Source organism: Mesorhizobium sp. M6A.T.Cr.TU.014.01.1.1 (assembly GCF_004022765.1).
GTDB classification, from domain to species: domain Bacteria; phylum Pseudomonadota; class Alphaproteobacteria; order Rhizobiales; family Rhizobiaceae; genus Mesorhizobium; species Mesorhizobium mediterraneum.
This window is the reverse complement of the sequence record NZ_RZPG01000003.1, coordinates 340,350-354,877: the sequence shown is the minus strand read 5'-3', so window position 1 is coordinate 354,877 and position 14,528 is coordinate 340,350. Positions and strand designations below refer to the sequence as shown.

Sequence of the window (14,528 nt, the reverse complement as noted above, 5' to 3'; positions counted from 1 at the left end):
AACAGCTTCACCGCCGCCGAAGCCGAAATGCCGAACCGTTTGGCGGCAGACCGGCGGCTTTCACCACTCAAAACCGCCGCCACCACCCGCTCGCGAAGATCATTGGAAAGGGGTCGAGTCATCAGATTCTGGCCTCCACTCCAGCCAGCATCTTGAATCACAAAACCCACAAATCTGGAATCCCCTTCGATTCCATCAAGCCGTGAACCGCTCTAGCGCAGTTCGGTGCGGGGCGCGCGCAAAAATCGGCTCTGGATCAAGGGTTTCCAGGTGAGATTGGCGAAATTCTTTTCGAAGGCGTCCTTCTCCCCGTCACTATACGGGGAGAAGTGCCCGGCAGGGCGATGAGGGCAGCGCAAACCTGAAGCGATCAGGGAGATGTCCGCCGGGCTTCGAACGGCGTGTCAGACCGTGGCCTTGGGCTTCCTGGTCTTCTTGACGGGCGCCGGCGGGGCGGCCTTACGGCCGAGGCCGATTGCCTTCGCCAGTTGCGAGCGCGAGGCCGCATAGTTGGGGGCAACCATCGGATAGTCGGCCGGCAAGCCCCATTTGGCGCGGTAGGCGTCCGGTGTCAGCCCGAAATGAACACCGATATGGCGCTTCAGGGATTTGAACTTCTTGCCGTCCTCAAGGCAGACGATGTAGTCCGGCGTTACCGATTTCTTTGGGTTGACCGCGGGGATCAGCGGCGCTGCCACCGGAACGGCGGGTTGTCCGAGTCCACCTATCGACGCGCTGACGCTCGCGATGAGATCGCCGAGGCCGGAAGCGGGCAAGCGGTTCTTCTCGACGTAGGCGGACACGATGTGAGCGGTCAGCTCGAGAAGGTCGATGTCCTTGCGGGCCTTGTTGCTGTCGTCGGTCAATCTATTTTCTCCGTCCGTGGGGGTCATAGAGTTCCTAGTCGGCAAATCTGCGTAACGCAATGACGCCGAGCCACGTCGCACATTATTTTGAATAACAATACTAACGGCAGGGTCGGTTCAACAGGTCTGACCCCAAACCGCCATAATATCAGATAATCAGGGATTTGTCGCGCCACAGTCGAAACCCACCTTCGAAGGCGCGTGTGTTGTCGCCGCGCCTGCAACCGGCAGGCAACTCGTCGAGTTCGTCGACATTGCCGCCGCCGATGACCACATAGTCAGGCTGCATGGCGGCGCGAAGCCGCTCGATGACGTCGAAGACGTGCTTGCGCCATTTCTTCCTGCCGCGCTTCTCCAGGCCGCGTTCGCCGACATAGTCCTCGAAACTGCGGCCCTTCTTGTAAGGAAGATGCGCGAGCTCCATCGGCTGGGCGACGTTGTCTACGATCATCGCAGCACCCAGGCCCGTTCCCAGACCCAGGAACAGCATGCGCCCACCCTCGTAGCTGCCGACAGCCTGCATCAACGCGTCGTTGATCACCTTCACCGGCTTGCCGAACTGCGCTGCGAAGTCGCATCCGACCCAGCCCTTTCCGAGATTGGCCGGGTCGGTCAGCGGCCGGTTGTGATGCACCGGGCCGGGATAACCCATCGAGACGACGTCGTAGGGCAAGCCATCGGCGAGTGCCTGCACGGCCGCGATCATCTGCTGCGGCGTCAGCCCGGGTCCGGAATCGGCCTTGCGCTCCTCGCCGCCGGCGCTGGTAAGGATCTTGACATGGGAGCCGCCAATATCGATCGCAAGCACGATCTTTTCGCTGTCCTGTGCCGGCTTTTTCGCCACCTTGGCCATTGCGTCGCCTCTCCAATTCATTTCGCCGGATTGATCCAGCCGTTCGGCGGTCCAAACCCGGCCATCGCATCGGCAGGCCCCCATGTCCCCGGCTCATAACGCGGGGGCGGCGTGGTGTCGCCAAGCACCGGGCCGACGATCCGCCAGGCAAGCTCGCTGGCGTCTTGGCGGGTGAACAACTGGCCGTTGCCGTTCATGGCATCGCCGATCAGGCGCTCATAGGGCGGCATGTCGTCCTTGCTGTCGTCGAGCGCGGTCAGCTCGACCTGCTCGCCGATCATGTCGTCACCGGCGGCCTTGCGCTGGGCGCCGATCGAGATCGCTACTTGCGGATCGATGCGGAAGCGCACGTGGTTGGCGTCGTCGGGCTTGATCGGGTCGAAGACGTCGAGCGGCGGCCGCTTCAGCCGCACGATTACCTCGGTGGCGTGCACCGGCATCGATTTGCCGGCGCGGATGAAGAAGGGCACGTCCTGCCAGCGCCATGTGTCGACGAAGAAACGCACCGCCGCGAAGGTCTCGACCGGCGAATTCGGCGCCACCCCGGGCTCCTGGAGATAGCCTTTGAATTGGCCGCGCACGACATCGTCTTTGGTCAGTGTCCGGATTGCCCGCAGAACCTGCACCTTCTCGTCGATCAGATCGTCAGCCGAGCGGCCAACGGGCGGTTCCATGGCGAGCAGCAACAGGATGTTGAGCAAATGGTTCTCGATGACGTCGCGGATGCAGCCGACCTCGTCGTAGAAGCGGCCGCGGCCTTCGACGCCGAAATCCTCGGCCATGGTGATCTGCACGCTTTCGACGAAATTGCGGTTCCAGATCGGCTCGAGAAAGGAATTGGCGAAGCGGAAATAGAGCAGGTTCTGGATCGCCTCCTTGCCGAGATAATGGTCGATGCGGAAGATCGACTGCTCATCGAATACCAGATGCAGCACCCGGTTCAGCCAGCGCGCCGATTGCAGATCGTGGCCGAAGGGCTTTTCCACCATCAGGCGCGCACCCTGGGCCGCACCCGACTGCTCCAGCCCCTGGATGACCGTCTCGAACATGGTCGGCGGAACCGCCAGATAGTGCAGGGGATGCTGCGCGGTCCCCAGCACGCTTTTCAGCTTCTCGAATGTCGCAGCGCCACGGTAGTCGCCGCTGACATAGCGAAGCAGCGAGGCGAGTTTCGCGAAGATTTTTTCGTCGACCTTGCCGGTCGCCTTGACGATGCCGTCGCGGGCTCGCGCCTGCAACTGCTGCAGGTCCCAGGCGTCGAAAGCGACGCCGATCACCGGCTCGGTGAGCGTTCCCTTGGCGACCATGGCGTAAAGTGCGGGGAAGATCTTCTTGTGGGCGAGATCGCCGGTTGCCCCGAAAAGCACCAGCGTATCGGACCGTTCCAGGCTCATGAGCGTGTCTCCCCCGTCACGAGCCGGCCTTCGGCTTTTCGACATGGCCGCCGAAAGCGTAACGCATGGCGGATAGCAGCTTGTCGGCGAACTCGGATTCGCCTTGCGAGGAGAAGCGGTCGAACAGGGCTGAGGACAGAACCGGCGCCGGCACGCCGGTGTCGATGGCCGCCTTCAGCGTCCAGCGGCCTTCGCCAGAATCCGAAACCCGGCCGCCGAACTGCGTCAGCCCCGAATCGGCCTTCAACACGCCCGCCGTCAGATCGAGCAGCCAGGAGCCGATGACGCTGCCATGCCGCCAGACCTCGGCCACCTCAGCGATATCGATGTCGAACTGGTAATATTGGGGATTTTCCAATGGACTGGTTTCAGCATCGGCCGTCCGCTGCCGCTTGCCCGCATTGGCCGACTTCAAAATGTTCATGCCCTCGGCATAGGCGGCCATGACGCCGTATTCGATGCCGTTGTGGACCATCTTGACGAAGTGGCCGGCGCCGCTTGGTCCGCAGTGGAGATAACCGAACGGGGCCGTTCCGGCATCCTTTCCCGGAGCAAGTGCCCCGGCATCGGTGCCCGGCGCCAGGGTCGCGAAGACCGGGTCGAGATGCTGGACCGCACTGTCGGGGCCGCCGATCATTAGGCAATAGCCGCGCTCGAGGCCCCAGACGCCGCCGCTGGTGCCGACATCGACATAGCTCAGGCCTTTCAAGGCCAGACGCGCTGCATGGTCGACAGCCTCGTGATAATAGGAATTGCCGCCATCGATGATGATGTCGCCCGGCTCCATCAATGCGGCCACCTGATCGACGATTCGGCCGGTGATCGCCGCCGGCAGCATCAGCCAGGCGCTGCGCGGCTTGGTCAGCTTGCCGACGAACTCCTCCATCGACGCCGCTCCGATCGCGCCTGCCGTCACAAGGGCTGCGACGCTGGCCGGGTTGATGTCGTAGACCACGCATTCGTGACCATCGCGCAGCAGGCGCCGCACCATATTGGCGCCCATCCTGCCCAGTCCCATCATTCCGATCTGCATGTTTCTCGTCCTGATTCTTGAGGGATAGAAAACCTATTGGCTCTATTGTTGGAGCATGATCTTTTCCGAAAACCGGGTTCCACTTTTCGGGATCATGCTCTAATCCAGCTTGTCGATACCGATGGAAAAGTCGACATTCTCCCAACGGCCGGCATCGGACCAGAAAAAAGTAAAGACGATCGTATTGCCCGGCGAAACATCGGCAACCGGCAGATCCGTGAGATGGATGCCGAAGGCATTCTCGGTCGTCTCGGCGTCATGGGCGGTCGCCCAATTGTCGCTGCTCCAATGCACCACCGCTCGGGCCAGCAGCTCGACGCGCAGCATCTTGCCGGCGGGCAGGATGCGGACCTTGTGGTTGAAGCGCCATGTCCGGCGCGGCGACACGGTCCTGTCTTCGATGTAGCGCTTCACGCCTTGCGGCGGCATGTCGAAGACGGCGCCGTCGCTCAGCGAACGCAGCAGCTTGATGTGCTCCGAATGCGCCCAGACCAGCGGCATGGCGCTGCCCGATGGTCGGCCGCGCCACAATTCCCTTTCCGGCATGTCGGGACCGTCCCAGACCTGCTCGGGCAGCAGGCCGCCAGACCCGGCCGAGGCCTCGAACGTCTTCAGCAGGCTCGCCGCTCTGTCCTTGCGCCCCGCCGCCAGCTCGTAATGCGCGCGCTCGCCGGTGAGCAGCGGCCAAGCGCGACCCTGCCCGGTCCCGTCGAAGGGCGCGCCGTCGGCGTGTTCGCCATAGCCGTCGCCGCTATAGCGATACCAGACAGGCCCCTGCGGCAGGTCGCAGCGCAGCCGCGCATCGATGACCTTGACCGTGTCGACGACGCGCGGATCGTCGGCGGCCCTGAGGCCGAAGCGGACGAGCGCCAGCGCATCCGGGCTGACGATCGCCTCGGCCGGCCGGTCCGTATCGGCGGGCGGTCGGTTCTTGATCGGGACATAACCGTGTTTCGGCGACGCCGCGCCGGCGGTGTCGGGCGGCGCAATACGGACGTAGTAGCCTGCGACGCCAACCTCTTCGCACAGTGGAGTGCCAGTGACATAGGTCCAGCGCTCGATCTGGTCGTTCCAGACATCGGCGGTTTCACGCAGATAATTTGCCGGCTCTGCTTTGCCGCAAACACCGAACATGTCGGCCGCCGCAAGCAGCGCTGCGATCTCGACGGCAAGCGTGAACGGGCTGTAGCCGGCGTCCTCCTCCCAGCGGTCCTCGCCGGTGACCGGACCATTGCGCACGACATAGGAAGCGGCGCGCTCGATCATCGGCATGAAGGCGAGCAGCTTGGCGTGCGGCAGGTGCCCGGCCCGGCGCAGCGCGTCGGCGAGCAGCAGCGGAAAGGCGCATTCGTCCATCTGAATGCCGGGCCAATAGGCTGACCCGTCGAGCCAGGCATTCTGCGGCCAATGGCCGTCAGGCTGCTGGATGGAACGGAGATAGGCGAGAATCTCTAGCGCTTGCGCCGGATCGCCGGCGGCCAGGAAGCCGCCCGCGGTTTCGACTAGGTCGCGCGGCCAGACCAGGTGATAGCCGCCAAGATCGTCGTCGCCCATGCTGAAGCCCCATGGGATCGACAGGCTGGCGACGGCTGCGCCGGATTTCGCGGACGACCGGTGCGCTGCCAAAACAGCCGTGCTGACGCGATAGGTGTTGATCCCGGACACTGCATGCCGGTCGAGCGGAAGCAACCCTTTCTGCCATTTGCGCCATTTTTCGACATAGACCTCGGCAGCGGCATCGAAGCCTTGCTTCAAGCTGGCGGAAGCAACCCCCGCCGCCTCTTGCGGTGTGGCCCCAAAACCCAGCGCCAGCAAGACTTTTGGGTTCTCGGCCGAAAAGCCAATCTCCCCTGTCAGCGCTACATTGCCGTTCTCTGCCCTTTGATAAGCCGGATCGAACCGGCCGTCACAATGGAGTTGCTGCCAGCCGTCGGAGGCGCCGACATAGCCGGCCGAGCAGGCTCCCCAAGGCAGCGACGAGGCGAGCGCCAAGTAAACACCACGCCCCGATGCAAACAGGACAGGCTTTCCCTCGTAGTCGTCGACCCAGGCGGTATTGCCCATGCCGGCGTTGACCAGATGCGGCGCCAGCAGCGCGTAGACGCGGTAGTCGGCAACCGTGCCTCTCAGCAGCGTGAAGCTGATTTCCTGCAGCAAAACAGGACGTTCCGGATCCGTAATGATCCGCTTTTCGATCCGGTAGGTGCCATCAGCCGCGGTGTTGACCAACCTGTAGGCGGGCACGCCGTCCTCGAACGGCTCGATGCTGTGTTCGGCATCGCGCTTCTCTTCCGAGAAATAGCCGCCCGGTCCCGTGACGACCAACCCCATGTCGCGCGTGCAGGCGCTGTCCAGGTGGGGATAGTAGATCTCGTTGAGGATGCCGTGGCTGATCGTGAACGAGACGCGGCTAGCCAGTGAAAGCGCGGTGCCGACACCGCTCTTGGCGCTCGAGGTCCAGCGCGCCGCAATTCCGGGTGCGCCCGGCGCATCAGTCGGCGTCACTGCCATTCGATTTGGGCCTCCAGACCCTTCCCTAGCCCATGAACCAAAGGCTTTTCAATCATGCACCGCAAGTTGATCGCCAACTCTGCGCGGATTGCAGTTGACAGCTTGCGAGCCATCTGCATTTGTCTGACAATAGATAAAAAACAGGGACGCGAATTTTAACAACCATCAGCAGTCAACAAAAGATCAGCAACTCAGGGAGGAGTATGACATGAAGAAAATGCTCGTTTTGGGGGCATTCGCGGCGATGCTCGCGTCAGGCACCGCACTGGCCGATACCAGCGACAAGAAGATCGCCTTCTCCAACAACTATGCCGGCAATTCGTGGCGCCAGGCGATGCTCGACAGCTATGCCATCGTCACCAAGAAGGCGGTCGCGGACGGGGTGGTGGCAGCCGCGGACATCTTCACGACGGCCGACAAGGAGGTGCCGACCCAGGCGGCCCAAGTCCAGAACCTGATCCTGCAAGGCTATGACGCGATCGTCATCAACGCCGCCTCGCCGGATGCGCTCAACGGCGCCGTCAAGCAGGCCTGCGATGCCGGCATTGTCGTCGTCTCCTTCGACGGCATCGTCACCGAGCCTTGCGCCTACCGTGTGGTCGTGGACTTCAAGGACATGGGCAAGCAGGAAGTCGAGCAGATGGCCAAGTTCCAGCCCAAGGGCGGCAATCTGCTGGAAATCCGTGGCCTTGCCGGCACGTCGATCGATGACGCCATCCATGCCGGAATTCTGGAAGGCGTCGCCGCTCATCCCGAGTTCAAGATCGTCGGTTCGGTGACCGGTGACTGGGATCAGACCACAGCACAAAAGGCGGTCGCGACGATCCTGCCGTCGCTGCCGGAAATCGTCGGCGTCGTCGATCAGGGCGGCGACGGCTATGGCGCGGCACAAGCCTTCGCCGCCGCCGGCAAGCCGCGCCCGACCATCATCATGGGCAATCGTCAGGACGAGCTGCAATGGTGGAAGGAACAAAAGGACAAGGACGGCTACCAGACCTGGTCGGCCTCGATCGCGCCGGGCGTATCGTCGCTGGCCTTCTGGGTAGCGCAGCAGGTGCTCGACGGCCGCACCGACATCCCGCATGATCTCTTGGTGCCATACCTCGCCTTCACCCAAGATGATTTCGAGGCCGCGCTGCCGAAAATCCCCAAGGGTGGTGTCGCCAGCCACGAATACACACAGGAAGACGCCATCGCGGCGATCAAAGCCAACATCAAGTGAGCATGGCACATCCAATGCCGCACGCGTTGCCGACCGGATATCGCTAGGGATGCCCGAGGCCGGTGCAGACATCATCCGGCTGGACGGCGCCGAAAAACATTTCGGCGCTGTCCGTGCGCTCGCCGGCGTCGATTTCCATGTCGGTGCCGGTGAATGCGTTGGTCTCGTCGGCCATAATGGCGCGGGCAAGTCGACGCTCATGCATATGGTGGCGGGCACGCTTGTGCCCGACAGCGGCCAGATCGCGGTGCGTGGCGGCATCGAGAACAATTATTCGGTGCCGCGCGCCCAACAGCTCGGCATACGCTGCGTGTTCCAGGAACTCTCGCTCTGTCCGAACCTCAGCGTTGCCGAGAACACGCGTATCAACCACCCGGCGCTGCGCGGCCTCAGTTGGTGGCGCAAGGCGGCCGATCTCATCGCCGCCAAGCTCGACGAGATCTTCCCGGACCACAGCATCTCCGCCTCCGATATCGCCGGCGACCTCTCCATCGGTAGGCGGCAGATGGTCGAGGTGGCGCGTGCCTTCACGGTGACGCAGGATCCGCTCGAACTGGTCATCCTCGACGAGCCGACATCGTCGCTCGACGCGCATACGGCCGGCCAGCTGCTGGCCTTCGTCCGGCGCTTTGTCGCCGGGGGCAAGAGCTGCATCCTGATCTCGCATGTTCTTGGCGAGGTGCTCGGGAATGCCGACCGCATCGTGGTGATGCGCGACGGCAAGGTCGTTGCGTCAGATGCGGCAACGGCTTTCGATCGCGACAGGCTGGTGACGACCATGGGTGGAGCGGAAGCGCGTGAGAAGATCGCGGCCGAAATTGCGACCCAAAAGCCGGAGACCGGCCCGTTGCGGGTCCGGGCCCGCCCAGCGCGGCAGCAGGACGGCAACGAGCTTGTCGCGCATGCGGGCGAGATCATCGGCCTTGCCGGGCTTGCCGGCCATGGACAAACCGACCTGCTGCTGGCGATCTTCGCCGCTGCGGCGCGCTCTAAAACCGGCATCGAGGTGACCGCGCCGGTAGCGCTGGTGGCCGGTGACCGGCAGTCGGACGGGATTTTCCCGCAATGGTCGATTGCGCAGAACATCGGCATCCGCTCGCTGAAGCGATTGCGCAACGGCCTGCTGATCTCGCCGCAGCGCGAAGCCGAGCTCGCCGACTTCTGGCGAGGGAAAATCGGCATCCGCACTCCGGACATGAACAACAACATCTTCTCGCTGTCCGGCGGCAACCAGCAGAAGGCCTTGTTTGCCCGGGCGCTCGGCTCCGACGCGAAGATCGTGCTGATGGACGACCCAATGCGGGGGGTCGATATCGGCACCAAGCTTGAGGTCTACGACCTCGTGCGCGAAGAAGCTGGGCGCGGCCGCACCTTCCTCTGGTACACCACGGAAACCGAAGAGCTCGACAATTGCCACCATATCTACGTCTTCAAGAACGGCCGGATCGTCGCCAATCTTGGGCGCGACGAGCTGACGGAGGAAAAGATCATCCAGTCCTCGTTCGGCGACGCGGCCTGAGATGACGGCAGCACCTGTCGAGACCGGGCTCAAAGGTTCCGCCGAGCGTGACAGGCTAGCGCGGGCGCGCCTGTTGCGCAGCCTGCTGCCGGCTTTATCGCTGGTGCTTGTGCTGCTGGCGATCGCGTGGCTCAACCCGCGCGCCATCAGCTATTTCGGCTTCAGCCTGATGCTCAATTTGGCGATCCCGATCGCCCTGGCGACGATCGCGCAGATGTTCGTCATCGCCGGCAACGAGCTCGACCTGTCGATCGGCACCTTCGTCGGTTTCGTCGGCTGCGTCACGGCGACGTGGCTGAAGGACGCGCCACTGGTCGGCATCTTGATCCTGCTCGGCTCGATCGGTGTCTACGCGCTGCTCGGCGCGCTGATCCATCTGCGCAACCTGCCTTCGATCGTGGTGACGCTCGGCATGAGTTTTGTCTGGCAGGGGCTCGCCATCCTCATCCTGCCGAAGCCCGGCGGCAAGGCGCCGGACTGGTTGCTGTCGCTCATGGCTTTCAAGCCGCCTTTCATTCCCTTTCCGATCATTGCCGCGCTGCTGATCGCGGCGGTCGTTTATTTCGGACTGATGCGCACCTCCTATGGCGTGATCCTGCGCGGATCGGGCGGCAATGCCGCGGCACTCAGCCGTGCCGGCTGGTCGCTGCTCAAGACCAAGATCATCCTGTTTGCACTCGCCGGCCTGTTCGGGGTGCTGTCCGGCATGGCCTTGATCGGCATCACCACCTCGGCCGACGCCAATATCGGCAATGGCTACACGCTGCTTTCGATCGCCGGCGTCATCCTCGGTGGCGGCGAATTCGTCGGCGGCCGGGTGTCGCCGATCGGCGCGGTGATCGGCGCGCTGACGCTGGCGCTGGCCGCGTCGCCACTGCTGACCTTCATGCACATTCCGCCCGATTGGCAGGTGGCCGCCAATGGCGCCATCCTGATCATCGTGCTGGCGGCCCGGGTGCTGATCAGCCGCAGGGAGAGGTGAGCGATGGCATCGTTGCGATTGCTGCTCGCCAAACCGTGGATCTGGTCCTTCATCGGCGCGCTGCTGGTGTGGTTGGCGACGATTGCCTTCACCGGCGGATATGGCGGCGGCGGCATGATCACGGCAGCACTTTCGCTCGCCGTCTTCACCGTCATCGTCGGTGTCGGCCAGATGTTCGTCATCACGCTCGGGCCGGGCAATGTCGACCTGTCGCTGCCGGCCAATATCGGCCTCGCCAGCGCCGTTGCCATGAAGGTGATGGACGGCAATGATTCGATGATCGCCGTCGGGCTTCTGGCGGCGCTGGCCTGCGGCATGGCGGTCGGTGCCGCCAACTATCTCTTGATCTGGGCGCTGCGCATTCCGCCGATCATCGCCACATTGTCGGCGAGCTTCATTATCCAGTCGATCGACATCAGCTATGGTCGCGGCTTGCAGATCAAGCCGCCGCCGGGCTTCGCCAGTTTTACCAACTGGCAGATTCTGGGCATTCCGGTCCTGGCGATCCTCACCGTGCTGTTCACCATCGGCGCTGCCATCGCGCTGCAGCGCATGATCTATGGCCGCTCTGTGCTGGCGATCGGCCAGAACCTCCGCGCCGCGTGGTTGGCCGGCATCAATGTTGGCCGCATCCGCTTCCTCACCTACACGCTGTCGGGCGCGCTCGGCGGCCTCGACGGGGCGTTGCTCGCCGGCTATTTCCGCGGCGCCAATGTCGATATCGGCAATGAATACCTGCTGGCCTCGATCGCCGTCGTCGTCATCGGCGGCACGTCGGTGGCGGGCGGCAAGGCCAATGTGCCGGGTGTCTGGGGCGCGGCGCTGTTCCTGGTGCTGCTCCTGACCATGCTCAACACGTTCGGCGTCAGCGCCGGCGTCCGGCTGCTGCTGACGGGGCTGATCATCGTCGGCGTCATCACCGCCGCCGGCGGCCAGAAGGCGCTGCGCTGATCACACCTTCGTCATCCTCGGGCTTGACCCGAGGATCCTGCCGTGACCCTCGCCGAAGATTGCGGCGGGTACGGATTCTGCACCGCTGCGAAACGCAAGCGTCACGGCATGGATCCTGGGGTCTGCGCCGCGTCGCTTCGCTCCTTGCTCCGCCCCAGGATGACGATCGCTGCTGCCGCGAGGTCTTCCGCGAAAAACATCGCAGTTCCCATCCGGGCATCGGCCCTGTAAATCGTTTCGGCCAACATCATTGCGAGAGGTATGCTTGTCCGATTTCGTGAGCGTTACAAAGGACGGCCGCATTGCCGTCGTGACCATCGACAATCCGCCGGTCAATGCGCTGAGCTTCCATGTTCGCGAGCCGCTGATGCAGGCGCTTGTCTCCTTGCGCGACGAGCCTGATGTCGCGGCCATCGTCATCGCTTGCGCCGGGCGGACCTTTGTCGCCGGCGCCGACATCACCGAATTTGGCAAGCCGGTGCAGCAGCCGGATTTGCGCGCCATCATTGCCGTGCTGGAAACCATCGCCAAGCCGACGGTTGCCGCCATTCACGGCACCGCGTTGGGGGGTGGCCTGGAACTGGCGCTTGGTTGCCATTTTCGCGCTGCGGATACCGGCGCCAAGCTGGGCCTGCCGGAAGTCAAGCTCGGCTTGCTGCCGGGCGGTGGCGGCACGGTTCGGCTGCCGCGTCTCGTCGGCGCGCTGAAGGCGCTCAGCATGATCGTTTCGGGCACGCCGATCGGTGCGGCAGAGGCGCTCGCCGCCGGGCTGGTGGACGCCGTCTTCGAGGATGGCCTGACTGCGCAAGCGGTTCGTTTCGCTAGCGAAATGGTTGGCAGGGGCGGACCGTTCACGCCGGTGCGCGACCGTGACGGCCGTCTCGACCGGGCGGAATTGCCTGAATTCGATAGGCAAGCAGCGGAGCTTGTCAAAAAGGCGCGCGGGCTCGAAGCGCGGATCGCCTGCGCGCAGTCGGTTCGCAACGCCATCACGCTGCCGTTCGACGAGGCGCTGGCGGCGGAACGCGAACTGTTCGTCAAACTCGTTGCTGGTGACCAATCGCGCGCTCAGCGCCATCTGTTCTTCGCCGAGCGCGAGGCGGCGAAGGTTGGGGCTAAAGATATCGTCAGGCGCAAGATCGCGCGGGTCGGCGTCATCGGCGCCGGCACGATGGGCGGCGGCATCGCCATGGCGTTCGCCAATGGCGGGTTTCCTGTGACCCTGCTGGAAACGACGCAGGAGGCACTAGAACGCGGGCTGGCGACGATCGAGAAGAACTATGCCGTCTCCGTCGCACGCGGTTCCCTCAGCGAAGACGCCAAGCGCCTGCGGCTCGGACTGTTCAAGGGTTCCACCGACTATGGCGACCTCGCCGATTGCGACCTGATCGTCGAGGCCGTGTTCGAGGAGATGGCGGTCAAGCGCGAGGTGTTCGGCAGGCTAGACGCGGTGGCCAAACCGGGCGCGATCCTCGCCACCAACACCTCCTATCTCGACGTCAACGAAATCGCCACCTCGACGTCGCGCCCGCAGGATGTCGTCGGCATGCATTTCTTTTCGCCGGCCAACGTCATGAAGCTGCTGGAGATCGTGCGTGCCGAGAAGACCGCGCCCGATGCGCTGGCGACAATCGTCGAGCTGGCGCGGCGGATCGGCAAGGTGCCGGTCGTCGTCGGCGTCTGCCATGGCTTCGTCGGCAACCGAATGCTGGCCGCGCGGGGTTCGGAATCCGAGGCGCTTTTGCTGGAAGGTGCAACGCCACAGCAGATCGACCAGGTATTCACCGATTTCGGCTGGCCAATGGGCCCGTTCCAGATGGGCGATCTCGCCGGCCTCGACATAGGCTGGCGCAACCGCAAGGCGCGCGGCCAGACGGCAATAATCGCCGACACACTGTGCGAACAGGGGCATTTCGGCCAGAAGACCGGCAGCGGCTTTTACCTATACGAGAATGGGTCTCGTATACCGGTAGCCAATCCGAGTGTCGAAGCGCTGATCCGCGCCAAGGCGGTGGAGAAGGGCATCGCACCCCGCACGATTGCTGCTGACGAGATCATCGAGCGCACGCTCTATCCCCTGGTCAACGAAGGCGCGAAAATCCTCGAGGAGAAAATCGCCGCCCGCGCCTCCGACATCGACATCGTCTGGGTCAACGGCTACGGTTTTCCCGTGGGCAAGGGCGGGCCGATGTTCTGGGCCGGTCTCGAAGGGATCGACAAGATCATCGGACGGCTGGACCACTGGCACGAGCGGACCGGCAAGGACGTTTTCAAGCGGGCCCCCCTGCTCAGGCAGATGGCTGAAACCGGCTCCTGGGAAGGCGTTGCCAGCTAAAACTGCCCTGAGCGAAGCCATTTTCGAAATCATTGACTACCGAATCCGCGCGTCGATGATCTCGACGAAACGCGCGAAGAGACCAGCCTGCGATTTGATCTTGAGCTTGCGATAGATGTTGCGGCGGTGGACCTTTACGGTTCCCGGCACGATGCGCATCGCCCTGGCTATCGATTCCGTCGAATGGCCCTGAAGCACCAGGTCGACGACATGTTTTTCGCGCGGCGTGAGCGAAAGGCTCTTCCAGATATGGGCACGTTCGAACTCGTTGACCGGCGCAATCGCCTCGTCCTGCTTCGTCGCTGCCGGTTCGTCGGCCGGAAGGGCCGGCCAACGCAGCCTGGCGAGACCGATCACCGCCGGCGCCATGTCGCGCAGCAACCTGGCATCGGCGGTTCCGAATGGTCCCGAAGCATGCAGTCGCATCAGCGAGACCACCAGCGCGTCCTTTCCCGGCAGCGGCACGAAGAAACCGACCTCCTCGGCCAGCTTGGTCTGGCTATAGTAGGAGCGATAATATTCGCTGGCGTAGAAGCGGTCCGGCGCCAGCTCGCGCATGCGCCAAAAACCTTCCTTGCGCTCGACCGCCGCGTGGTGGAACGGGTCGAGCAGATAAGGCCCTTCCTGGTAGAGCGCGACGAAGACGTGGCTTTCGGCCGGCGAGAACGTCTCGAACAGCAGCGGCGGGCGCGAGGCGCCGCGATAGCCGAAGATCACACAGTGATCGAAGCTGACATGCCGCCGGAGCCAAGCGACCATCGCCTTGCCGAAAAGCTCGCCGCTCGTCTCCCGTGTCGCCGCGATGAGCGCAGCGAGCTGATTGTATTCGTCGCCGCGCGATCCGCTCAATTTATACCCCTTT

11 protein-coding genes and 1 pseudogene are annotated in these 14,528 nt (G+C 63.5%); 5 read left to right on the top strand and 7 right to left on the bottom strand.

The window, feature by feature from the left end:
* The 6 genes and pseudogenes from EN885_RS33835 to EN885_RS06640 all read right to left on the bottom strand — a co-directional run.
* Positions 1-122 (bottom strand): annotated as a pseudogene (locus tag EN885_RS33835) (IS630 family transposase); the annotation flags it as partial.
* 282 nt (positions 123-404) lie between these two features.
* Positions 405-866: a MucR family transcriptional regulator gene (locus EN885_RS06660; RefSeq protein ID WP_095485124.1), complete on the bottom strand. Its 462-nt coding sequence runs from the start codon at positions 864-866 to the stop codon at positions 405-407.
* Positions 867-1,014: 148 nt separating this feature from the next.
* Positions 1,015-1,719 carry an ROK family protein gene (locus tag EN885_RS06655; protein ID WP_095484947.1) on the bottom strand — a complete coding sequence of 235 codons (705 nt, stop codon included), beginning with the start codon at positions 1,717-1,719 and terminating at the stop codon, positions 1,015-1,017.
* 17 nt (positions 1,720-1,736) lie between these two features.
* Complete coding sequence (gene zwf, locus EN885_RS06650; protein WP_128243499.1) at positions 1,737-3,113, bottom strand: glucose-6-phosphate dehydrogenase; 1,377 nt, start codon at positions 3,111-3,113, stop codon at positions 1,737-1,739.
* Between the two features lie 16 nt (positions 3,114-3,129).
* The gene (gene gnd, locus EN885_RS06645) at positions 3,130-4,146 is read right to left on the bottom strand and encodes a phosphogluconate dehydrogenase (NAD(+)-dependent, decarboxylating) (protein ID WP_095484949.1); all 1,017 of its coding nucleotides are present in this window, start codon (positions 4,144-4,146) and stop codon (positions 3,130-3,132) included.
* Positions 4,147-4,245: 99 nt separating this feature from the next.
* A complete protein-coding gene (locus tag EN885_RS06640) occupies positions 4,246-6,657 on the bottom strand; it encodes a glucan 1,4-alpha-glucosidase (protein WP_128243500.1) in 2,412 nt (803 codons plus the stop codon).
* A 208-nt stretch (positions 6,658-6,865) separates the two neighbouring features.
* Between EN885_RS06640 and EN885_RS06635 the strand changes: the two genes are divergently transcribed.
* The 5 genes from EN885_RS06635 (at position 6,866) to EN885_RS06615 (ending at position 13,666) form a co-directional block, all read left to right on the top strand.
* Positions 6,866-7,879: a substrate-binding domain-containing protein gene (locus EN885_RS06635; protein ID WP_127288251.1), complete on the top strand. Its 1,014-nt coding sequence runs from the start codon at positions 6,866-6,868 to the stop codon at positions 7,877-7,879.
* 49 nt (positions 7,880-7,928) lie between these two features.
* A complete protein-coding gene (locus tag EN885_RS06630; protein WP_128243501.1) occupies positions 7,929-9,398 on the top strand; it encodes a sugar ABC transporter ATP-binding protein in 1,470 nt (489 codons plus the stop codon).
* A 1-nt stretch (position 9,399) separates the two neighbouring features.
* Complete coding sequence (locus EN885_RS06625; protein WP_095484953.1) at positions 9,400-10,380, top strand: ABC transporter permease; 981 nt, start codon at positions 9,400-9,402, stop codon at positions 10,378-10,380.
* 3 nt (positions 10,381-10,383) lie between these two features.
* On the top strand, positions 10,384-11,331 hold the full coding sequence (locus EN885_RS06620) for an ABC transporter permease (protein ID WP_128243502.1): 948 nt from the start codon (positions 10,384-10,386) through the stop codon (positions 11,329-11,331).
* A 265-nt stretch (positions 11,332-11,596) separates the two neighbouring features.
* On the top strand, positions 11,597-13,666 hold the full coding sequence (locus EN885_RS06615) for a 3-hydroxyacyl-CoA dehydrogenase NAD-binding domain-containing protein (protein ID WP_128243503.1): 2,070 nt from the start codon (positions 11,597-11,599) through the stop codon (positions 13,664-13,666).
* A gap of 36 nt (positions 13,667-13,702) precedes the next feature.
* On the opposite strand, the gene EN885_RS06610 is transcribed toward EN885_RS06615, so the two are convergent.
* Complete coding sequence (locus tag EN885_RS06610) at positions 13,703-14,515, bottom strand: LuxR C-terminal-related transcriptional regulator (RefSeq protein WP_128243504.1); 813 nt, start codon at positions 14,513-14,515, stop codon at positions 13,703-13,705.
* Positions 14,516-14,528: the final 13 nt, after the last annotated feature.

Coding starts and splice junctions, on each gene's coding strand:
- EN885_RS06655 (WP_095484947.1), bottom strand. CDS start 1,719: ATGGCCAAGGTGGCGAAAAAGCCGGCACAGGACAGCGAAAAGATCGTG.
- zwf (WP_128243499.1), bottom strand. CDS start 3,113: ATGAGCCTGGAACGGTCCGATACGCTGGTGCTTTTCGGGGCAACCGGC.
- gnd (WP_095484949.1), bottom strand. CDS start 4,146: ATGCAGATCGGAATGATGGGACTGGGCAGGATGGGCGCCAATATGGTG.
- EN885_RS06640 (WP_128243500.1), bottom strand. CDS start 6,657: ATGGCAGTGACGCCGACTGATGCGCCGGGCGCACCCGGAATTGCGGCG.
- EN885_RS06635 (WP_127288251.1), top strand. CDS start 6,866: ATGAAGAAAATGCTCGTTTTGGGGGCATTCGCGGCGATGCTCGCGTCA.
- EN885_RS06630 (WP_128243501.1), top strand. CDS start 7,929: ATGCCCGAGGCCGGTGCAGACATCATCCGGCTGGACGGCGCCGAAAAA.
- EN885_RS06625 (WP_095484953.1), top strand. CDS start 9,400: ATGACGGCAGCACCTGTCGAGACCGGGCTCAAAGGTTCCGCCGAGCGT.
- EN885_RS06620 (WP_128243502.1), top strand. CDS start 10,384: ATGGCATCGTTGCGATTGCTGCTCGCCAAACCGTGGATCTGGTCCTTC.